Raw genomic sequence first — 20,892 nt, 5'->3', positions numbered from 1 at the left:
AGGGATGCTGATCAGCGGAAAGAGGAAGGCCGCCCGTCGTTTCTTCTTCGAAACGTCGGGCGTCACTCTCCGTTGAGTGCACCTTGAGGCAGGAAAAATGCCCAAAGCGAACAGATTAAACAGAGTCACCAGCCGTGCCCTTCTGATGGCGTCCGTCCTGACGGCCACGGCGATACCGGCGGCCATCGGTCTCAGCGGGTCCGCTCCGACAGCCGCGAAGACGAACGCGTCGGTGACGGCCGCGGCGGCCGACCCGGACTTCGAACTCACCGCCGACAGCCATGTCCCCGGGGCCGACCCGAGCGTGATCCGGGTGGGCGGCATGTACCACGCGGTGAAGACGATCGGGGGCGGGCTCGCCGTCCGCTCCGCGTCCACCCTGGCAGGGCTCGCCGACGTTCCCTCCCGGCGGATCTGGACCGACCCGGGAATCGGTGACATATGGGCACCGAAGCTCGTGAAGGTCGGCAGCAAGTACTACGTGTACTTCACGGGCGGCAAGAGCGCGGCGCACCGCATGTACGCCATCAGCTCGGACTCGCCCGACGAGGGGTTCGGGGCCGCGAAGAAGCTGGCGCTGCCGGACGACATGTGGGCGATCGACGGCTCCGTCTTCAGATTCAACAACCAGCTCTGGTTCGTGTGGTCCGGCTGGTCCAAGGCCACCCAGGGGGCGGAGCAAAACCTCTACATCGTCAAGATGAGCGGTCCGACCACCCCGACCGGCTCCCGCTACATCATCTCCCAGCCCCGTGAGGGCTGGGAGCGCAAGGTCGGCCGTATCAACGAGGCGCCGATCCCGCTCAAGGACCCCCACGGCCAGCTGCACATCGTGTACTCGGCCAACGGATCCTGGAGCGACCAGTACTGCCTCGCCGACCTGCGTCTGCGTGCCGGTGGCGACCCCACCCATGTATGGGACTGGTACAAGTCCAACGGCTGCGTGTTCGGCTCCAACCCCAGCACCATGATGAAGGGCCGGACCGCCACCACCAAGGTCATCGGTCCCGGCAGCAACACCTTCGCCCTGGTCAACGGTGATATCAGCAACAGCCCACCGGCCGGCCCGCGGGCCCCCTTCGTGTACCACGCGGTTCCGAAGGGCACGCCCTACTCCTGGTCCGCCCGGCAGTGGCGGAACGGCACTTTCGTCTGGTGGGGAAGCACCACGTACACCCGTGCCAACGTCCCCGGCGCCACCAGCAACACCGGCTCGGGCTTGAAGTTCTTCGAGTGACAGTCGCTGCCGTGGCGTCCTTCGCCCACGGCGGTCCACCAGAAGGCCACCCCCGGGAGCGCCAGCCACCGAGGCGTCGCTCACCCCAACGCTCCGGGCAGTCTCCCGCCCCGGCCGGGGAGGCCGCTACGCAGGATCAGCAGGAAGAGGAAAGCCGGTTGAGCCCCTGAGCCTCGTCGTTGCCGGCGAGCCAGGCTGAGAGTGTCACGGTCGACCGTATCCCGGGAACGATGAGGAAGGGATACGGCGGCAGGAAAGAGTGAGGTTATGGCGATGTGTGAGAAGTGCGGTACGCGAAAGCGCGGCTGGCCCCGTTCCTGTTCCCGGTGCCGTTCCAAGTCGGACCGGAAAGACGCTGTTGCAGACGCCGCCGATATTGCCGTGGAGGGAGGGCTGCTCAACTGGATCTGGCGAGGAATCATGGCACTTGTGCGGCTGGTGCTGCGTACGGTCAACTGACCGGATTCAGCGGGCGCTGAACGACCAGAAGGCCTTTACCGAACAAATCGATTTCAAATGATCCCTTACGGCAAGCCAACCCTCTATTGAACGGGACCCGGATTGGCCGCCGGGCCGGGCCGCGGGAACTTCTCGCTATCCGCCGCAAGGGTGTCGGCCCCGGCCGGATCCGCGCCGGTGCGCAGGCCCGCCGAGGCAGGCAGCATTCATCCGGCGGCCAACGGCTGGCTGAGGCCGCACCGGCCGGCCTCAGCTCCTGGGACGCGCCAGGCAAGCCGTCCACCCACCGTGCGGAACGCCCCAGCCGCGTAGAGGACGTAGGCCCGAGCGGCGACGGCGGCCGCGAGGGCCGCGGAGCCGGTCGGCACGCTGCCGGCGGTGCGGCGGGCTTGTTCGGCTAGAGCCTGTCTCTTTGACTTCACGGTGCTCGGGCCACGTGCGAGGGTTGTGGCCATGCCGCAGCTTGGTCACCGTCTCCGATCCCTCAGATTCACGTTCGGGCTTGCCCCGACGGGCTTCGCTGCATGCCGGGAGACAGGTGACCCTGCGCTGGAGCACGCCCTGGCGGATAGAGCGACGCTCTGTGGCATCCCTCAGCGCCAAGTGACGGTGTATCGGCATCTGTTCGTCGCGAAGAGGCCCGGAAGGTGCTCGGCCTGCAGGGTGAAGGCAACTGACGCCGCGTCGAGGCCCTGAGTCAGGCATTCCCTGGCAAGCGGGCGCCCTCGGCTTTTCGTGGTCGTGTCCAGATCAGGATGGCTGCGAGGTGGAGTGCGGCCTGGTAAGCGATGGCGAGCTTGTCCGTTCGCATGGCCAGGCCACGCCACTGCTTGAGCCGGTTGATACATCGTTCGACCGCGTTGCGCTGTTTGTATGCCGCAGCGTCGAAGGTGGGCGGGTGGCCGCCGTTCGGCCTCGCCGCAGACGGTGTCCGACCTGGTCGGACGGCTGTGGAATGACGGCGCGGATCCCGCGGCGGCGGAGATGCCCGCGGATCGCGCGGGAGGAGTACGCGCGGTCGGCCAGGACGGCCTCCGGCCGAGTTCTCGGTCTCCCCGGGACCGCCACGCGGAACACGGATGCCTGCCATGACGGCCTCGAAGGCTGGCGCGTCACCCGCCGGGCCTCCGGTGACGCGGAGGACCAGAGGCCGTGCACGGCTGTCGCTGGCGAGGTGAGCTTTCGTGCTCAGGCCGCCGCGGGACCGTCCGAGGGCGTGGTCGTCAGGTTCGGCCCGGCCTGACGCCCCTATTTCCTGGCGCCAGCGGCGTGCTGGTGGGCCGCTGCCCGGGTCGCGGACTGCCGCACCGATCGACGCTTCTGAAGAGCCTCATGGATTTGGCCGCAATGCCCGGTCGTGCCCGGCCGATACCTGCAACCACACCAACCAACCTGCCGTGTCTCGCCATCAGATCACCCCTTTGGGTGCCCAGCCCCGCCGCGTGTGTCTCAGGAGACATCCTGCGCGCGAACCCCCGGGCGAACCATGGCAAGCCAATGCAGGCAGACCAGAACCCGACCGGCATGCTGACCCGTCGGACACGCCCTGGGGCGGCGCGATCGGCGGCGGCCTGCCCCGGCTGGGCCATGGCATCCGGGAATGACCACGGCCTCGAAAAAAGAGGACATCAAGCACATGTGGCCGAAGCAACGGAACAAGTACCGTCGTCGCGGCTTCACATGGGCAAAGACCAAGAAGATTGACCGCGCGATCGGCCGCGGAGAGAGCGCCCTCACGCTCAAAGGTCAGCTGTCGCCGGGCACGTCGATGAAGGCGGCGCCGGTCTCGGTCATCCGCTCGACCGCATAGGCCGGGTCGAGCAGCGCCTCGGGAGTGTGGATGCCCGGCGTGACAGCGTCGCCGCGCAGTCCGAGCAATCGCTCGATGCCGAGTGCGATGCCGAGTGCGGTCAAGGGGCGCTGCCCTGCCGGATGGACCAGGTAGCTGCTGGTACTGATCGGCGCACCCCCTCGGTCTGCGCCCTCGAGGTAGATCCGGACCTCGAAGGACGCGGGCTCGCCGCGACGTCGGCCGGCGGATTCGCCGACGGCGAAGTCGAAGCGGACATGGGGTGCGTCCGTCGCGAGGGCGAGGCTTGGTACGTCGAGGATGGCGATGCTCTGTCCGGGCAGGACGGTGCCGTCGGTACTGTGCACATCCGCTTGTGCGTCGGGGCCGTTGATCCAGGTGAAGACGCCGTCTCGGCGTACCAGTCCCGCCGAAGTGGCGGTGGACCACCGCTGCAGATCCGCTCTTCCCGCGGGCCCGCCGGTGTCCAGGTCGTCCAAGACGGCACTGATCCGGATGGTGTCGATCCGGTCGAACTGCCGGGCCGAGTGCAGAGCCGCGAGCACGACGGTACCGGCGCAGTAGTGGCTGGCCACCAGGATCGGCGCGGCGCCTGTCCGGTGGGCGCCCGCGACGACCTCCGGCGCGATGTCCGTCAGGCCGCTGGAGATGCTGAGGTACGGCAGCCCGCGATGCTGTGCGTAGCGCAGTCCGTGCAGGTGGTCGTCCCATAGCGCGGCGACCACCGCCGAGTATCGGTGGTCGGCAGGGAGGCCGAGATCGCCGTGCCGCAGATCGGTGGTCACTGCCGTTGCGGCGCCCAGTTCGTCGGCCACCCGCTGGGCGCGGCCGATGTCACGGCCCGCGATCGTCAGCGGCAGTGCCGGGTGCCATTGACGCAGGAGGGCGGCGGCCCCCGCGCCCGCCTGTGGGGCTCAAATATGGGATTCTGCCGCTGATCTGCGGGTTCGTAGTGGTGTCAATTGGCGTTCTGGTACTCGTTGATGAGTCCGCCGAGGTCCGCTGTGCGGTGGACGCGGTGCTCGGAGAGGTTGATGGGGCGCGGCGGTCCGGCTTCAGCTTGCGATGGACAGAGCTGGTTCAGTGCTTGGTGAGGCCGATGCCCGTTGTAGTGCTCCAGGTACTGTGAGAGTTCGGCGCAGGTGCCGTTCGTTGAGGATGAGTGTCCGGTCGAGGAGCTCGCGGGCGCAGGGTTCCGATGAACCTTTTGCAGTGTGCGTTCGCTTTCGGGGCCTGGGGTGGGTTTTCGAGGACGCGCAGTTCGACGTCGGCGAAGACGGCGTTGAAGGCGTCGGTGAACTGGCCGCCGCGGTCACGGAGCAGGAACTTGATGCCTGCGGTGTTCATGCCGGTGTCCATGAGGAAGTTGCGGGCCGCCTGGGTGGTCCATGGGCCGGTGGGGTTGGAGGTGACGCCGAGCAGGTGCGTGAAGCCAGGCGGGTGAGTCAGCGAGCCCTGGCGTCCGCGCGGGTCTCGCCCTGCCGGCTGGACAGTCGGCGGACGACGTCCAGCTCGTCGGCACGCGAACTCGCGTCGGCGGCCGGGAATAGGCCTAGTCGCACCACTGACGCGCATTTACCGTGCGCCTATGGATGAGCTGCGCACACGCAAGTACGAACGGTGGTTCCGCGCCGCAGACGTCGACGGCGACAGCGCGATAACGCGGCAGGACGTCGTCACGATGAGCGAACGCTATGTCCAGGCCAGGGGCATCGCCCCCAACTCCCCTCAGGCACGGCAGATGTACGAGACCATGCACGGGTTCTGGGAGTCCGTGATCGCCCCCGCCGACGCCGACAAGGACGACAGGGTGACCTTGGCGGAGGTCACACAGGCGTTCGCCGCCACCTTCACCGATCGCGCCCACTACCCCGAGGAGCTCGCGCCGATCGCCGACCGCTTCTTCGACCTCGCCGACGTCGACGGCGACGGCGCGATCAGCCGCACCGAGTTCACACACATCTTCGGAAGCACCGGACGGGCCGCCGACGACGAGTGCGCCGAGGTGTTCAACGCGCTCGACCTCGACGCCTCCGGATCCCTCTCGCGGGCCGAATATCACAAAGCCGTCTCCGAGTTCTTCTACGGAGACGATCCCGGCTCGCCGGCCAACCACATCTTTGGCCGCCTCGCATAAGGGAATTGGGCCCGGCTCCTCTACGCACATCGAAACCTGAGGCTCCGATGGAACCCAGGGGGCACCGGCTCCAGTTCCAAGGTCGGGCCGACCACCTTCAGCGCCCAGCATGTAGTCGCCGTGGCATCCGCCGACTACATCCACTACATATGCCCGACCAGCAGAAACGTGGGAGGCAGGTCTGCGCCACGGTAAGCCGGCAGGACATGAGAGCCCTGACCAACCACCCCGTTCAAGGAGGCCACCATGGCGCAGAACAGCACCGAGCAGAAGTTCACCTTCCTGTTCACCTGGTTCGACCGCACTGGCGACGGCTACCTCACCCGCGATGACCTCCAGGAGATCGGCGAGGTGTTCGCCGCGGTGGCGCCGGACGAGAGGAACAAGAGCGCGCTGCGCGAGGCCTTCATGCTCTGGTGGGACGTCCTTGGCGAGGCCGGCGCCCCGGATGCTCAGGGCCGCATCGGGCGCCAACAGTTCATCACCGCCATGCGCTCCCACATCGCCGCCGATGCCAAGACCGTCGAACGCCTGGTGACGCCCATCATCGACGCCCTCATGCGCGCCCTGGACACCGACAAGAGCGGCATGCTCACCGCTGATGAGTACGTCCGCATGTACGAGGCCCTCGGTATCGACCCGGCCACCTCCGGCGCGGCCTTCCAGCGCCTCGACCGCAACGGCAGCGGCACCATCACGCACGACGAATTCCGCACCGCCATCGAGGAGTTCTACCTCAGCACCGACACCGAGGCACCCGGCAACTGGCTGCTCGGCTCGCCACTGCCGCGCGGCTGACCGGTCCCGATGAGCACCCCCTCTTCATGCCGCTGTGGTGGTCGTGCCGGATCGCCGGGTACAGCTCGACCTTCGGCACCTACGGCATGACCAGGACCTTTCACCAGGTACGTTCCACTGCTGCCCTGACCAGGGAACCTGCTGACTCAGGCAGCTTGTGGGTGCCCGAAACTCAGACACCCTGTGCGACCTGCGTGTATTCGTGGATCACGCCACCGACTAGATCACGACGGATGGTCTTGCAGTCTGGGGCGACCGGGTCGGGGAGCGGTCGCAGGGGTGCTGCTTGGCGTAGGGCGCGGTGCGGGCGGTGGGTGTTGCAGTGTGTTTCGTATGTGTCCAGTACGTTCGCCCATACCGTGGAGGCGCCAACTGGACGATCGGCGCAGGGCAGTTCGCCTGCGATCCTCCTGTGTCCCTAGTGCGGGCTCTCCGCGGCCATCCTCAGCACCCGCTCCCGTACGGTCCGCCGGGTCGGCGGACGTCCTGGTCCTCGGCGTGACGAACAGGTGCCCTCGCAGGCCCTTGGGCAGTAGCCGGACCAGTCCCGCGATCACTGCCCGGTCAGCCCATGAGGGGGTGTGGCCGGGCAATCTGACGGCGCACGAAGGTGAGTTGGTGCCGGAGTACGAGTATCTCCGCATTCTTGGAAGTCTCCGATCGCGCCAACAACGCAATCCATGCCAGGACCTTGAAGAAGGTCAGATACAGCAGTCGCAGAGCCATGCCCCAGGATCTCGCCACGCCACGCCACGCCTGGCCTGGACGGCAAGGCCAGGTCAGGTCAGCAGAGGTAGCCGAGTTTCGGGAGCCCACCAGGTGACGTGCCGTCGGCCGGCCCTGCGCCGACCGGGCAACCATGTATGAGAGCCGACGTGTGGGAGTCGCTGCGGCGGGATATTGATGAGGCGCCTGCCGAGTTCCCTCACCTGCCCGTCACTACCGGCCCAACGCAAGCTTGCATCTGACTCCTCGGGAGGCGCACGCATGTCCAGCACCGTCACCGAGCATGACGCCGCGTTCAACCGCAGAGCCTGGGACACCCTCGCCACCACCAACACCGGTCAAGAGGCCGTCCTGTACTGGCACTTCCGCGACGCGCCCGGTCCGGGAGCCGAGCTCCTGGGGCCCCTAAAGGGTGCGACCGTCGCCGAGCTGGGATGCGGCACCGGCCATCACCTCGCCCACATCGCTGAGCACGGGCTCGCTCGCGGGATCGGCAATGACGTCTCGCCCGTGCGTATCCATCAGGCCGCCACTCAGCACGCTGTCCACGAAGCGTTGGAGTGGTGGCTCGGGGACGCCGTGCGCATCACCCCGCATCTCCCGCTGCTGGACGCGGTGTTCTCCGTGTTCGGCGGACTCTGGTTCGCCGACCCCCACCAACTCCTGCCCGCTCTCCACCAGCGCCTCAAGCCCGGCGGGCGACTGGTCTTCTCCTGCATGACCCGCGCCCCCGGTGCCCCCGAAGGACGCCGCCAGATGATCGTCTACACCCCGGCCACCGGTCGCGTCCCCGTCAGACGTTGGATGTACTCGATTCAAGGCTGGCTACGTATCCTCTCCGAGCACGGCTACCGCGTCGACATGGTCGACCAGTCCCCAGACCCACGCAACCAACGGGTCCGCAGCACCGTATTCGCCGCGCACACCACCTAGTGACCTCGAGATAGGGCGCTGCACAGCCCGGCCCGACTGAGCCTGCATCTTGCCGTGCACTATCCCGCGCTGCGTCGCACATCGCGCCGTGCCCTCGTCGCTGCTCGGCCGACAGCCCTCTGCCCCCTCGAGCAGCCAGCACTGGACAAGTAGTTGACGTGTCATACAGAAAGATGATGCGTCAACCAAATTGGTTTGTGCGCGCCGCACTCCTGAGGAGATCTCCGTGAGTACGTCGCCGAAGGCCGGCCTCGAAGCCCTGCTGACCCCCGAGGAGAGCGTCCTGGTACTGATCGATCACCAGCCGTACCAGTTCGCCAACCTTCACAGTCACGAGCCGATGATGGTCACCAACAACGTCGTGGGCTTGGCCAAGGCGGCCAAGGGTTACGGTGTCCCGACGATCCTGACCACAGTCGTGGAAGATCGCGGGGGCCTGCTGATCCAGCCGCTGCAGGACGTCTTTCCCGACTTTCCCGACCAGAAGCCGATCAACAGGACCTTCATCAACACCTGGCAGGACCCGCAGGTGGTGGACGCCGTGAAAGTCACCGGACGCAAGAAGCTGATCATCGCCGGCCTGTGGACGGAGATCTGCGTGGCCATGCCCGCCATCCAGGCAGCGGGTGAAGGCTTCGATGTCTTTGCCGTCACCGACGCCTCCGGAGGCGTGTCGGCCGAAGCCCACGACATGGCGGTACAGCGCATGATCCAAGCCGGGGTCGTGCCGATTGCCTGGCTGGCCTTGATGGGCGAGTGGCAGCGCGACTGGGCCCGCACCGACCTCATCACGCCCGAGGACCAGGCAGCGGTCCTGGCGCACGCGGGCGGCACCGGGATCGCGACCATCTGGGAGCAGCAGCTCTTGAACACCCTGGTCGCCGAGGCGGCCGGGGTGTAGCGGCGGGGGCATGGGGGCGGTCCCGGTATCGGAGTGCCGCCTCCTGTCCTGCCCGTCACGCGGCCACCCGAGAGGCTTAGCCCGTCAGCCCGTCAGCCCGTCAGCCCGTCAGTCAGTCGGGCGTGAAGGCGTCGCCCGGGTGCGTCGCGACGGTGGTGCGTACATCCAGCCGGTCCGATGACGCATCAACCAGTTCACTACACTCGACCGCGTGACTGATCGGGTGAATTGGCTGACGGCGGAGGAGCAGCACGCGTGGAGGAGTTTCGTCCGGTTGCATGAGCGGCTTATGGGCCGCCTGTCGCATCTGCTACAGACGGAATCCCATATGGCGGCGGCGGATTACGCGGTCCTGGTCAACCTGACGGATGTACCGGAGGGTCGTCGGCGGTATCAGGACCTCGCGCGGGCGCTGGAGTGGGAGAAGAGCCGGATGTCTCACCACATTACGCGCATGATCGGGCGGGGGTTGGTGGTGCGGGAAGAGTGCCGGGACGACGGGCGGGGTGCCTTCGCGGTGATCACGGAAGCGGGGCGCGAGGCCATCGCGGCGGCGGCCCCGCTGCACGTGCAGGCCGTTCGATCCCTGTTCTTGGACCAACTCACCGCGGCGGAGCTCCGTACCTTGGCTGAGATTTCCGTCCGCGTGGTGGAGAAGCTGGACGACGACGCCTGAGCGATAGGCGCCAGCCCGCTCGAGGAATTAGCGGCAATCAGCTACCCGCGGGCGCAGTCTCAGGCGGCTGCTTGCGCAGCGTCGGTTCGGGCAGCGGAGCGGGTCACTCTCCCGTCTCAGAACCTCAAAGACTCGCGTCAGGTGGCGACAAGTTGACGCCACCTGACGCGGGTTGCCGGTTCGCTGGCGAGCCAGATGGGCTGGGTGTGGTCACGCAGCCGAACCGCACCTGACCGTCTTCGTCACCGTCTTCGCCCTCGCGGGATCTGCCTGGGTGCGGAGGCCGTGCCTGTGCCAACGGCGCGGCACGGGGCGCTTGACGCAGGTGCTTCACCCCGGCAGCTGCGATCAGTCGTGCCCCTGGGCGCCGCACTGCCCTGTCCGGGGCTCCCCACCACGCGTTGAGTCACGGATGGAACCGCCACCGCCCTTCAGAAATGACATCCACCTCGCCGTCCCTGACGCGAACGGCCGTCTCGTCATCGATGAAGTAGAGCGGGAAGTCTGCCCGCGCAGCGATGCGATCAGCCCAGGCGTCGTCCCGCTCGGGGAAATCCGGCGAGTACAGGTGGGGCTTGAGATACCAGTCGAAGAGGCCGAACGGCGGCTCCACGGTCGTCGCGTCGAGTACGTGGAGGTCCGCGGTGTCCCCGATGACGTCGGCGGAGTGTGTGGTGAGATGACGACTGAAGATCATTGAGCCGGCGCTGACCCCCACATAGACCCGGTTCTCCAGCGCCTCCAGGAAGCCGTCGGCCAGGCCGTTGCCGGTGATGCTGCGCGCGAGGTGGTAGTGGCTGCCGCCCTCGACATAGATGACGTCGGCGTGGAGCAGCCGGTCGAGCACCATCTGCCTGGGCAGGCCGTTCAGCTCCAGGACGTCGAACTCCCGCCAGCCGAGGCCGCGCAGCCGGTTCATGTCCTCGACGAACCACCCGTGGTCCCCGGGCTCGGCGACCGACGCCGTGGGAACGAACACGACGTTCGCCGATCCGAACGGCTTTCCCAGCATGTCCCGCAGCGCATCCCGCAGCGTCTCGTTGCGCAGGCCACTCGCCGTCAACAGAAAGTTCATCGGGCGAGCCAAGCACGGCTGACGGACGCGCGCAACGAACCCAGGATCCACCCATACCGTCATGGCACGGCCGTATCAGGAACAGGCAGTCATCATGAGCCGGCCCCGCAGGGTGACATGGGAAGTCAGGGGCATGGCCACCGGCCTTTTCACAGGTCGGGAGGCTCTTCGTCATGTGGATGTGGCGATCGCCGGTGAGCGACGCGGTCGAGCGGGTTGTGGTGACGTTGGTGATCAGGTTCGGGCGGGCGAGTCGGTCGCCGTCGGCCCGCGGGTGGCAGGTTTCGCAGACGTGCGGCTTGTCCTCCGGCGTCCGTCTCCGAGAGTCGGACGTAGAGCGGGCGGGTGGGCCCGTGGTGGCGTGGCCACGGACGCGGTCCGCGGCTGGTCGGGAGAGGCTGTGACCCCAGCGTTCGTGCCCGGTGCCGGTCACCCGGCCCGGGCAATGAGGATCAAACCTGTACTGCGGTTCCGTGGACGCCGTACTTGTCTATCAGGGTGAGTTCCTCCTCGGTGAACGGCGGGAAGTCCAGGGCCCGTACGTTGTGGTCCAGCTGCCAGGTCGAGCTCGCTCCGATGAGGGCGCTGGTGACCTGCGGCAGCCGCAGTACCCATTGCAGCGCGAGCTGGGCCAGGGACTGGCCGCGTTCGCGGGCGAGTTCGTTCAGCGCCGTGGCCCGCTCCCGGTAGGTGTCGTCGATGACGTCCGGCGACAGGAAGGTGCTGTTCCGTGCCCGCGCGCTCTCGGGGACCGTTCCGGTGAGGTACTTGTCGGTGAGCAGCCCCTGTGCGAGAGGGCTGTAGACGACGAGGCCGAAGCCGTCCCGGTCGGCCAGTTCGACCAGGCCGCCCAGCTCCGGGCTGCGGTCGAAGAGGGAGTAGCGCGGCTGGTGGACGAGCAGCGGTACCCCTGCCTCACGCAGGAGTACGACGGCCTCGTGGGCTCGTTCGGGGGTGTAGTTGGAGATGCCCGCGTACAGGGCCTTCCCCGAGGTGACCGCGCTCGCCAGCGCGCCGACCGTCTCCTCCAGCGGGGTGGTGGGGTCGGCGCGGTGGCTGTAGAAGATGTCTACGTAGTCGGTGCCGAGGTCGCGCAGGCTGTGGTCGAGCGAGGTCAGCAGCGACTTGCGGGAGCCGCCGCGCTGGTAGGGGCTGGGGCCGATGGGGTTGCCTGCCTTGGTCGAGAGGATCAGTTCGTCCCGGTAGGGGGCCAGGTCCTTACGCAGGACCTGGCCGAAGGTCTTCTCGGCGGCGCGGTGCGGGGGGCCGTAGCGGTTGGCGTTGTCGAAGTGGGTGATGCCCAAGTCGAAGGCGTGCAGCAGGACTTCGCGCTGCGTCTCGTAGGGGTAGTCGGTGCCGAACTTCTGCCACAGGCCGAAGGAGAAGGCCGGGAGGTCGAGGCCGGAGGCCCCGGTGCGCCGGTACTCCAGCTTCTCGTAGCGGTCGACTGCCGCCTGGTGGGGGAGGCCGAAGGTGCCGGAGGTTGACATGTGGAGATTCCATTCGTTGCCGTGGGTGTTCTCGTGTTCTTGTGTGCCCGTGTTCACCGCTGAGCGATTTCTTCAGGGCGTAATAAAAAGTATGTAGAACTGGGCCTCTTGCGTTGTATCTTCATGGAAAAGATGATGGAAAAGATGATGGAAGAGATCAGCGAAGGGGAGAAGTGATGTGCCCGGCCTCCGTCAGGAACGTCGTCATTTCGGCGAGTGAGCTCAGTGCCGTGCTGCTCGAAAGCGCGTCGGTCATTGTCCTTGAGGTAGGAAGACTTGAGGTGGGACGAGAGACCGGGGACGACAGTGAGCCTCGGCGTTCCTACTCGACGGGACATATACCCGGCGCTCATTACGTACCGTTCGAAGCGGACCTCGTCGGATCGACCACCGAAAACACCGGGAACGGGCCGCTCCCTCGGGTGAGCGATCTGCAGGAACGGCTGCGCGTCTGGGGTGTGGACGACGACAGCACCGTCGTCGTCCACACCCGGCAGAATCCCGCTGTGGCCGCTCGGGCCTGGTGGGTTCTCCGCTGGGCCGGCGTGGAGAACGTGCTGTGTCTGGACGGCGGCCTCGCTGCCTGGCTGGCGTTCGGCGGACCGCTCGAAGCCGACGTGCCACCGCCGGCCGCGGGCACGGCCGTCGTGCGGCCCGGTTCGCTTCCCGTCCTGACCGCCGAGGACGCCGGACGGCTCGCCGCCTCGGGGCACCTCATCGACGCGCGTGCCCCAGAGGCGTACGCCGGTGATGCGCAGCGGACGGGGACCGGCCACATCCCGGGCGCGTACAGCATCCCCGGGTCGGACAACTTCTGTGGGGGAGAGCTGCGCGAGGCCACGGAGTTGAGGAGCCTGTACGCCGCCCACCTGGACGGACGCGTGGTCGGCGCCTACTGCGGCGGCGGGGTGTCGGCGACGACGACCGTGCTGGCGCTCGCCTCTCTGGGAGTCGAGGCGGCTCTCTACCCCGGCTCGTGGTCCGCCTGGATCACGGATCCCGCGCGGCCGACAGCGACCGGGCCCGCAGTGCCTCCGGCCGCAGGACGGTGACGCCGAGGGCCGGGGAGCGCAGCGCCCCGGCCCCCAAGGCGCTTGGCATCTCACCCCCGGTCGACCACACCGGGGCCGCCCGAAAGATCGCCGGTGAACAGGCCGCGCAGCTCGGCCTCCTCATCGGTCGTCGGGACCCACCGGGAGGCCTGAACGTTCTCGTCGAGCTGCGCGGGCACGGTCACCCCCGCGATCACGCTGGTGACCGTCGGCTGGGCGAGCAGCCAGCCCAGTGCCGCCGCGCTCGGGGTGATGTCCCGGTCGCGCGCGAACTGCTCGAACTTCGCCAGCTCCGCCCAGGGCGCCGAACGTAGCAAATAGCGTTTCAGGTTGGTTATCTTGGAATTCTCCGGAGCCCGCTCCGCCGAATACTTTCCGGTGAGCAATCCGTTCTGCAGAGGGAAGTACGGAATGAAACCCAGGCCATGATGCTCAAGCGCCGGGATCAATTCCTCCTCCGGCTTTCGCCAGAGCAGACTGTATTCATCGGTCGACGAGACGAACCGCGAAAGCCCTTGCGCGCGGGCGGTGTGTTCCGCGTCGACGATCTGCCAGGCCTTGAAATTGGACGCGCCGACGTACCGCACCTTTCCTGAACGTACCAGTGTGTCGAGTGCCGACAGGGTTTCCTCGATCGGCGTGCAGGGGTCCGGGAAGTGGATCTGGTACAGGTCGATGTAGTCGGTGCGCAGTCGGCGCAGCGACTCCTCCACCGCGGCGACGATGTACTTGCGGGATCCCGACCGACTGTAGGCGGCGCCGTGTTCCTGTTTGAGGTTCAGGCCGAACTTGGTGCCGATGACGACCTGTTCGCGGCGGCCGCCGAGTGCGGCGGCGAACAGTTCCTCGCTCTGTCCGGGTCGGTCGCCGTAGCCCTCGGCGAGGTCGAAGTACGTGACGCCGAGGTCGATCGCGCGGTCGACGATTGCGGTGACCGCATCCTGGCCGGTCGCGCGCATGCCCGACCGGCCGAAGGTGCTGGCGCCGATGCCGATCTCGGACAGGACGAGGCCCGACGAGCCGAGTTGGCGGTGTCCTTCGGGGGGTTGCGGAGCAGGGGGCACGGTTGTCCTCGGTACTCGGTGGGTTCAGTAGGTGTCGTCGGTGTCCAGCAGGCCCTGGAGCGTCGAGGCCTCGTACTCGGTCCTGAAGATGCCCCGGCGTTGGAGTTCCGGGACGACGAGGTCGACGAAGAGGTCGGCCGGTCCGCGGTGGTACGGGGGAAACAGCTGGACCCCGTCGAGCACCTCCTCCTCCAGGTTCTCCTCCAGCCATTCGGCGATGGTCTTCGCGTCGCCGACGACGGCCGGCTGCTGTGCGTGCCGGGCACGCTGGACGTAGTGGTACAGCTCGCGCAGGGTGGCGTCCTCGCCGATCTGGGTGGTGAGGATCTGCCGCAGCAGTTCCCGGTCGTCCTTGGTGTCGCGCGCACGGTCGCTGAGCAACGGCTTGAGCGCGTCGTCGGCGAGCTTGTCGATGTCGACGACGTCGAGGACGCGCTCACTGTCGCGGACCCTCGACAGGTCGATGCCGAGCACCTGGGAGAACGCGGCAGGCAGATCCTGGGCCAGCTGCAGGGCGCTGATCTCGTTGAACTTCGCGCGCGCTTCCCGGGCTGTGCCGCCCAGGTAGAAGGTGATCCCGGGGATGATTTTGAACTTCTCCGGGTCACGTCCGTTGGCCGCGACGCGTTCCTTGAGTTTGCGGTACTCCTCCTTGCCGCGGCCGATGCCGAAGTACGGAGAGAACCGCACCTGCCCGAAGTCGGCGCCATAGCGCAGGGACTCCTCCGAGAGGCCCACCTGCACGATCGGGATGTGGGACTGCACCGGCGGCGGTACGTTCAGCGGTCCGCGGACGTCGAAGTGCTCCCCATGGTGGTCGATCTGGTGCCACGACCCCGGCTTCACCAGGGTGCCGCTCTGCTTGTCGTCGAGCAGGAAGTCGTGGTCCCAGCTGTCGTACAGGAGCCGGTTGACGACCTGGGTGAACTCCCGGGCCCTGGCGTACTTCGTCTCCTCGGTCGGCACCGGGTTCTTGCCGTAGTTGCCGACCGGGTCGCCGTCGCGGTCGATGCCGAAGACGACGTTCAGCGCGGTGCGCCCCTGGTTGAAGTTGTCCAGCGTCGCCAACTGCCGTGCGACGCCGTAGGGGTGCTCGAAGGAGGAGTTCACCGACATCACGAACCCGAGGTTCTTCGTGAGCGCCGCGGCATGTCCGGCGTACACGAAGTTGTCCCACCGGTAGATCCGGTTGAGGCGCTCGGGCTCGCTGCCGAGTGCGCTGCCGGCGAAGACGTAGTCCAGTTTGCCGCGCTCGGCGGTCCGGGCGATGTCGAGGATGACGCCGGGGTCGTGCAGACCGGCGTTGGTCGCCTCCGGCAGTCGCCAGGCGTCCAGGTCCCAGCCGGTGCCGTAGGCGGCCAGGCCCAGGCGGAGTTTGCGTCGGCGGCTCATGCGGATCGTTCCTCCGGGTCGGTGGCGGCGAAGCTGTTGGGGGGTGTGTCGAGGCCGAAGTGGCCCCGGAAGGTGTCAGCCGTGTACTCGGCGCGATACACACCGCGTTCCTGGAGGATCGGGACCACTTCGTTTGCGAAGCGCTCCAGCGGCTCCCACAGGTAGGGCACGCTCACGTTGAACCCTTCGGCGGCGCCGCGGTCGAACCAGTCGATCAGGGTGTCGGCGACGTGCTCGGCCGTCCCTATCACCAGGGGGAAGTTGCCCGCGATCGCAGCGCTCAGGACGTCCTTGACCCGGACACCGCCGTTGTCCACGGTGCGGCCGGTGCGCTGTGCCAGCGCCGTAAGCAGGGTGCGGCCGTAGGCGTTGAACCGGTCGGCGGTGTCCGGCTTGACGGTGCCGTCGATGCCCAGTGGCCGCAGATCGACACCGACGCGCTCCGACAGCGAGCGGACGCTGCGGACGCCCTTGGGCAGCGGGAACCGGGAGCCGCTGATCCGGGCCCACTCCGGCCCCGACCAGTACGAACCGTCCTGGTCGCCCTCGACGATGTCGTCGTCGAACGGCAGCAGACCGTTCAACTCCTCGTACAGTTCGACCGCTTCCGCCCGGGTGTCCGCGACCAGGGGCGTGATGCCCGGCAGGAAGAAGATCGGGTCCACCCGTCCGCGCAGGCGCTCGGCGCGGCGGCGTACGTCGGTGTTGAACGCGATCGAGTCCTCCGGCGTCGCGGGACCGGTGAAGTTGACGTCGGCCCACTTCGCGGTCAGCTCACGGGAGAGCTCGGAGGCACCGGCGTACAACAGCGGTACGTGGCCCTGCGGCGGGCGCTCCAGCGGCAGCGTGCCGGCTACCTGGAAGTGTCTGCCCTGCCAGTTGAGCCGGTGGACCTTGGACTCGTCGATGTAGCTCCCGGCCTTCTTGTCCTGGAGGTAGGCGCCGTTCTCGATGCTGTCCCACAGTCGCTGGACGACATGGATGAACTCGTCGGCGCGCTCGTAGCGGGCGGCGCCGCCCAGGTCGGGCAGGCTGAAGTTCTTGGCGGCCAGGTCGGAGGCGCCAAGGACGACGTTCCACGCAAGACGTCCGCCGCTGAGGTGGTCGAGGGACGCCGTCAGTCTCGCCAGGATGTACGGCTCGTAGAACGTCGGGTGCGCCGTCACGACGAGCCCGATCTTCGAGGAGTTCAGGGCGAGTTGGGAGGCCAGGGTGAAGGGTTCCAGGCGTCCGGTGTTGTGGGTGGTGACCCACTGTTCCCCGACGATGTCGCCCGGGAGGGTGTCCCCGAGGAAGAAGAAGTCGAACTTCGCGTCCTCGACGATCCGCAGAGCCTTCGTCGCGTACTCCAGCTCGAAGGCCTGCGCCGTGGGCGCGTCCGGGTGGCGCCAGCCGCCCCAGTGAGTGCCGTTCAGCCAGTGCATGTAGCCCAGGTGAAGCTGTCGCTCGGGCATCATGTGTTCCTTTCTGTCGCGGAGCCGCCCGGTCCTACGAGTACGGGCGAGTCGGGCGCGACCGCACCGGGGATCGACGTCAGGAGTTCCTTGACGTAGTCGGTCCGCGGCTCGGTGAGGATGCCCAAGGCCGGTCCGCGCTCGACGATGTGCCCGTGCTGCAGGACGACGATCTCGTCGGACACCTCGGCGATCACACCCAGGTCGTGCGAGATGAAGACGTAGGTAAGGCCCAGTTCGCGCTGGAGCGAGTCGAGCAGGCCGAGGATCTGGCGCTGCACGGTCACGTCGAGGGCGGAGACCGGTTCGTCCAGGACGACGACGTCCGGCCGCGGCGCCAGTGCGCGGGCGATGGCCACTCGCTGCCGCTGGCCGCCCGAGAGTTCGGCGGTGTACCGGTCGGCGAGGGCGGCGGGCAGGCCGGTCACCTCAAGCAGTTCCGTGATCCTGCGCGCACGCTCCTGCGCCGACCCGAACTTGTGACCCCGCAGTGGTTCGTCGAGGATCGCGCGGACCGTCGAGCGCGGGTTGAGGGAGGCGAAGGGGTCCTGGTAGACCATCTGCACCTTGCGGTAGAGGCCGGCCTGTCCGGCGCCCCTGCGGTGGTGGACGACCGGGTCGCCGTCGATCTCGACCGAGCCGGTGTCCGCCGGGGTCAGCCCGGCGAGGATGCGTACCAACGTGGTCTTGCCCGATCCCGATTCGCCGACGATCCCAAGGGTGGTTCCCCTGCGCACCTGGAACGAGGCATCGGCCACCGCGGTGACCGTGTCCGAACCGCGGCGGGAAGCGGGAGAAGTGCGGGAGGCCCGGGAGGCCCGGGAGGCCCGGGAGGCGCGGGAGGTTCGGGAGGCGAAGGTCTTGCCGACCTCCTTGGCCTCGACGACCACCGGGGAGTCCGCGGGCACGGTCCGGAAGTACTCGAGGCGGGCGGTCGCGGCCTGCCGGCCCGAGAACCCGAGCGAGGAGGACCGCAACAGGTCCTCTGTGTACGGGTTTCCCGGGTCGGCTATCACCTCGTCGGTCCGCCCGACGCGTACGATCCGCCCGTCCTTCACCACGGCGATGTCGTCGGCCCGTTCCGCGGCGACCCCCAGGTCGTGGGTGATGAGCAGGATTCCGAGGTTGTCGCTCTCCACCAGATGCGACAGGAGGTCGAGGATGGTCTTCTGCACCGTGACGTCTAGCGCGGTCGTCGGCTCGTCCGCGATCAGGAGCCGGGGCCGGGTACTCATCGCGGCGGCGATCAGCACTCGCTGGCACATCCCCCCGGACAGTTCGTGCGGGTAGCGGCCGTACAGGCGCGCGGGGTCCCGCAGTCCGACCTTCGCGAACAGGTCGAGGACCCGTTCGCGGCGCTCCGGGCGGGAGCCCACGCCGTGCGCGCGCAGCGGTTCCGCGGCCTGGACGCCGACGGGCAGCAGGGGGTTCAGGCCGAGGAGCGCGTCCTGGGGGATGTAGCCGATCTCCTTGCCGCGTACGGCCCGGTACTGCCGTTCGGACAGCCCGGTGAGCGTACGGTCGCCGAGGAGGACCTCGCCCGCGGTGACGCGCCCGTTCTCGGCGAGGGTCCCGGTGACGACCCGGCCGAGGGTGGACTTGCCCGAACCGGACTCGCCGACGACGGCCCGGATCGAGCCGGCCGCGACGTCCAGGCTCACACCGTCGAGTACGGGTACCGCGGCGCGGCCGGGGACGGTGAACTCGGCGCTCACGTCCCGCAGTCGCAACAACGGCGTGCTCTGCTGCTCGGCTGACGGCACATGTCCGGGCGACGACACGTACTCGAGTGACGACACGTACTCGAGTGACGACACGTACTCGGGTGACGACACGTACTCAGGCGACGACACGGGTCCTCCCTCGGTTGAACGACCTGCCGATGCGGTAGACCGCGAGCACGGTCAGCACGATGACCAGGCCGGGCAGCAGACTCAGCCACCACTGGACGCCGATGAACGTGCGTCCCTCGGCCACCAGAAGGCCCCACTCGGGAGTCGGCGGCGGTGCGCCGAGGCCCAGGAAACTCAGCGCGGCGACGGTCAGGATCGCCGTGCCGATGTCCATGGTCGCCGCGGCAAGAACCGACCTGGACGCGTTGGGCACGACGTGCTTGAACAGGCGGCGGACATAACCGTGCCCCGCGAAGACCGAGGCCTCGACGTACTTGGCGTTGCCGACCTTCAGTACCTCGGACCGCATCAGGCGGGCGAAGCCGGCCGTGCTGTTGATGCCGATGGCCACGGCGATGTTGAGCGTGCCGCGTCCCAGCGCGGAGATGATCGCGAGGGAGACGATCAGGCTCGGCACCGCCAGCATGATGTCGATGATCCGCATCAGGACGCTGTCGGCCTTGCCGCGCAGCGCACCCGCGACGAGACCGATCAGTGAACCGCTCACCAGGCCGATGACCACCGCGACGACCGCAGCCTGGAGGGACAACCTGGTGCCCCACACGGTGCGGGTGAACTGGTCGCGGCCGAAGTCGTCGGTGCCGAAGAGATGGTCGGCGTCCGGCGACAGGAGCATCGCCGACCCGTTCTGTTGCAGCGGGTCGCCGGAGGCGAACAGGCCGGGATGGATCGCGGCGGCGAGCATCACGATGATCCACAGGTACGCCGCGAGGAGTCCGGGCGAGCGCAGCAGCGCGGCCAGTCGGCGGCCGCCGTGCCCGGGTAGCCGCAGCCGCCGCCCGGACGGTGGCCCGGATGCTGGCGTGGACGGCGCCGCTTCCTTCGCTTCGATAGTCGTCATGTCATCCGTCCCATTGGATCCGCTTGTCGAGCAGCGGGTAGACCGCGTCGACGACGAGGCTCACCACGACGAAGATCACCGCGCTGATCGTGACCGCGACCAGGACCACGGGCATGTCACGGCCGTTCACGGCGTCGACCACGAGACGCCCCACACCGAGCCGGGAGAACACCGTCTCCGTCAGGACCGTCCCGCCGACCATCACGCCGACGGTGGTCCCCAGCGAGGTGATGACGGGCAGCGCGGCGTTCTTCAGGGCGTGCCGGACCACGATGTCGAACCGGCTGAGCCCCCAGTTGCGGGCCGTCTCGACGTACGGCGAGGTCAGAGCGCCGCGAAGATTGGCCGTCAGAAGCTGGGAGATGCTGCCGCCGCCGGCGACCGCGAGGGCCGCCGAGGCGATGAACAGTCCCCCGAAGCTCTGGTCGCCGACCGCTTTGATCCAGTGCAGTTGGAAGGCGAACACCTGCAGCAGTACGAGCCCGACCAGGAAGGGAGGCAGCGACACCGCGACCGGCGGCAGCGAGATGAGCAGCTCGCGCGCCCACTTCCAGTTGGTCAGTTCGATGACCACCGACAGCGTCACGCCAAGGACGACCGCGAGGAGCAGCCCGAGAAGCGCCAGCTTGAGCGTCTCGGGGAAGGACTCGAAGTACACCTCCACCGCAGGGCGGCGCTGGTAGATGCTCTGCCCGAAGTCGCCCTGGAGGGCTCCGGTCAGCGCGTCCCAGTACTGCACCCACACGGGGCGGTCGAGGCCGAGCAACTCACGCTGCTCGGCGAGGAGTTGCTTCACGTCGGCACCGTCGGCGCCGGCCGTGAGACCGCCCGCCGCGTCACCGGGCACGACGTACAGCAGGAAGAACGCCCCGGTGAAAGCACCCCAGACCACGATCACGCCGTACAGGAGCCGAAGACCGTATCGTGCCATCGC

General features: G+C 67.8%; 17 protein-coding genes and 1 pseudogene. 7 read left to right on the top strand and 11 right to left on the bottom strand.

What is annotated here, in order from left to right; genetic code table 11:
• The first annotated feature begins 145 nt into the window (after positions 1-145).
• Positions 146-1,237: a glycoside hydrolase family 43 protein gene (locus ACWFRJ_RS30525; RefSeq protein ID WP_453537957.1), complete on the top strand. Its 1,092-nt coding sequence runs from the start codon at positions 146-148 to the stop codon at positions 1,235-1,237.
• Between the two features lie 1,156 nt (positions 1,238-2,393).
• Here ACWFRJ_RS30525 and ACWFRJ_RS30520 read toward each other — a convergent pair.
• From ACWFRJ_RS30520 to ACWFRJ_RS30510, 3 genes and pseudogenes are all read right to left on the bottom strand, one after another.
• A pseudogene (locus ACWFRJ_RS30520) lies at positions 2,394-2,983 on the bottom strand (IS5 family transposase); the annotation flags it as partial.
• Between the two features lie 459 nt (positions 2,984-3,442).
• Positions 3,443-4,321, bottom strand: a complete 879-nt coding sequence (locus ACWFRJ_RS30515; RefSeq protein WP_453537954.1) for a saccharopine dehydrogenase — start codon at positions 4,319-4,321, stop codon at positions 3,443-3,445.
• Between the two features lie 265 nt (positions 4,322-4,586).
• On the bottom strand, positions 4,587-4,853 hold the full coding sequence (locus tag ACWFRJ_RS30510) for a hypothetical protein (RefSeq protein WP_453537951.1): 267 nt from the start codon (positions 4,851-4,853) through the stop codon (positions 4,587-4,589).
• A 241-nt stretch (positions 4,854-5,094) separates the two neighbouring features.
• On the opposite strand from ACWFRJ_RS30510, the gene ACWFRJ_RS30505 reads away from it, so the two are divergent.
• The 5 genes from ACWFRJ_RS30505 to ACWFRJ_RS30485 all read left to right on the top strand — a co-directional run bounded on the left by ACWFRJ_RS30505 (position 5,095) and on the right by ACWFRJ_RS30485 (position 9,677).
• A complete protein-coding gene (locus tag ACWFRJ_RS30505) occupies positions 5,095-5,643 on the top strand; it encodes an EF-hand domain-containing protein (protein ID WP_453537948.1) in 549 nt (182 codons plus the stop codon).
• A gap of 246 nt (positions 5,644-5,889) precedes the next feature.
• Complete coding sequence (locus tag ACWFRJ_RS30500; protein WP_453537945.1) at positions 5,890-6,441, top strand: EF-hand domain-containing protein; 552 nt, start codon at positions 5,890-5,892, stop codon at positions 6,439-6,441.
• A gap of 987 nt (positions 6,442-7,428) precedes the next feature.
• Complete coding sequence (locus ACWFRJ_RS30495) at positions 7,429-8,100, top strand: class I SAM-dependent methyltransferase (RefSeq protein ID WP_453537942.1); 672 nt, start codon at positions 7,429-7,431, stop codon at positions 8,098-8,100.
• Between the two features lie 226 nt (positions 8,101-8,326).
• The gene (locus tag ACWFRJ_RS30490) at positions 8,327-9,001 is read left to right on the top strand and encodes a hydrolase (RefSeq protein WP_453537939.1); all 675 of its coding nucleotides are present in this window, start codon (positions 8,327-8,329) and stop codon (positions 8,999-9,001) included.
• 211 nt (positions 9,002-9,212) lie between these two features.
• Complete coding sequence (locus tag ACWFRJ_RS30485) at positions 9,213-9,677, top strand: MarR family winged helix-turn-helix transcriptional regulator (RefSeq protein WP_453537936.1); 465 nt, start codon at positions 9,213-9,215, stop codon at positions 9,675-9,677.
• A 406-nt stretch (positions 9,678-10,083) separates the two neighbouring features.
• Here ACWFRJ_RS30485 and ACWFRJ_RS30480 read toward each other — a convergent pair whose 3' ends face one another.
• Together ACWFRJ_RS30480 and ACWFRJ_RS30475 are read right to left on the bottom strand one after the other, a co-directional pair.
• A complete protein-coding gene (locus tag ACWFRJ_RS30480; protein ID WP_453537933.1) occupies positions 10,084-10,752 on the bottom strand; it encodes a Type 1 glutamine amidotransferase-like domain-containing protein in 669 nt (222 codons plus the stop codon).
• Between the two features lie 452 nt (positions 10,753-11,204).
• Positions 11,205-12,242 (bottom strand): aldo/keto reductase, encoded by a 1,038-nt coding sequence (locus tag ACWFRJ_RS30475; protein ID WP_453537930.1) that lies wholly within the window; start codon positions 12,240-12,242, stop codon positions 11,205-11,207.
• Positions 12,243-12,418: 176 nt separating this feature from the next.
• On the opposite strand from ACWFRJ_RS30475, the gene ACWFRJ_RS30470 reads away from it, so the two are divergent.
• A complete protein-coding gene (locus ACWFRJ_RS30470) occupies positions 12,419-13,294 on the top strand; it encodes a sulfurtransferase (protein ID WP_453537927.1) in 876 nt (291 codons plus the stop codon).
• A gap of 50 nt (positions 13,295-13,344) precedes the next feature.
• Here the strand turns inward: ACWFRJ_RS30470 and ACWFRJ_RS30465 are convergent, their stop codons facing one another.
• Genes ACWFRJ_RS30465 through ACWFRJ_RS30440 form a run of 6 tightly spaced genes read right to left on the bottom strand, consistent with a single transcriptional unit; the run spans position 13,345 to position 20,889 of the window.
• A complete protein-coding gene (locus tag ACWFRJ_RS30465) occupies positions 13,345-14,358 on the bottom strand; it encodes an aldo/keto reductase (RefSeq protein ID WP_453537924.1) in 1,014 nt (337 codons plus the stop codon).
• A gap of 24 nt (positions 14,359-14,382) precedes the next feature.
• On the bottom strand, positions 14,383-15,750 hold the full coding sequence (locus ACWFRJ_RS30460; RefSeq protein WP_453537921.1) for an NtaA/DmoA family FMN-dependent monooxygenase: 1,368 nt from the start codon (positions 15,748-15,750) through the stop codon (positions 14,383-14,385).
• On the bottom strand, positions 15,747-17,204 hold the full coding sequence (locus ACWFRJ_RS30455) for an NtaA/DmoA family FMN-dependent monooxygenase (protein WP_453537918.1): 1,458 nt from the start codon (positions 17,202-17,204) through the stop codon (positions 15,747-15,749). Before ACWFRJ_RS30455 ends, ACWFRJ_RS30460 begins: the two co-directional genes overlap by 4 nt.
• Positions 17,204-19,057, bottom strand: a complete 1,854-nt coding sequence (locus tag ACWFRJ_RS30450) for a dipeptide ABC transporter ATP-binding protein (protein ID WP_453537915.1) — start codon at positions 19,055-19,057, stop codon at positions 17,204-17,206. The genes ACWFRJ_RS30455 and ACWFRJ_RS30450 overlap by 1 nt, the downstream gene beginning before the upstream one ends.
• Complete coding sequence (locus ACWFRJ_RS30445; protein ID WP_453537912.1) at positions 19,044-19,958, bottom strand: ABC transporter permease; 915 nt, start codon at positions 19,956-19,958, stop codon at positions 19,044-19,046. The genes ACWFRJ_RS30450 and ACWFRJ_RS30445 overlap by 14 nt, the downstream gene beginning before the upstream one ends.
• Position 19,959: 1 nt before the next feature.
• Positions 19,960-20,889 carry an ABC transporter permease gene (locus ACWFRJ_RS30440; RefSeq protein ID WP_453537909.1) on the bottom strand — a complete coding sequence of 310 codons (930 nt, stop codon included), beginning with the start codon at positions 20,887-20,889 and terminating at the stop codon, positions 19,960-19,962.
• Between the last annotated feature and the right edge of the window lie 3 nt (positions 20,890-20,892).

It is taken from the genome of Streptomyces sp. NPDC055239, assembly GCF_053606205.1.
Note: the sequence above shows the minus strand (reverse complement) of the source record. Positions and strands in the feature narration are given on the sequence as shown.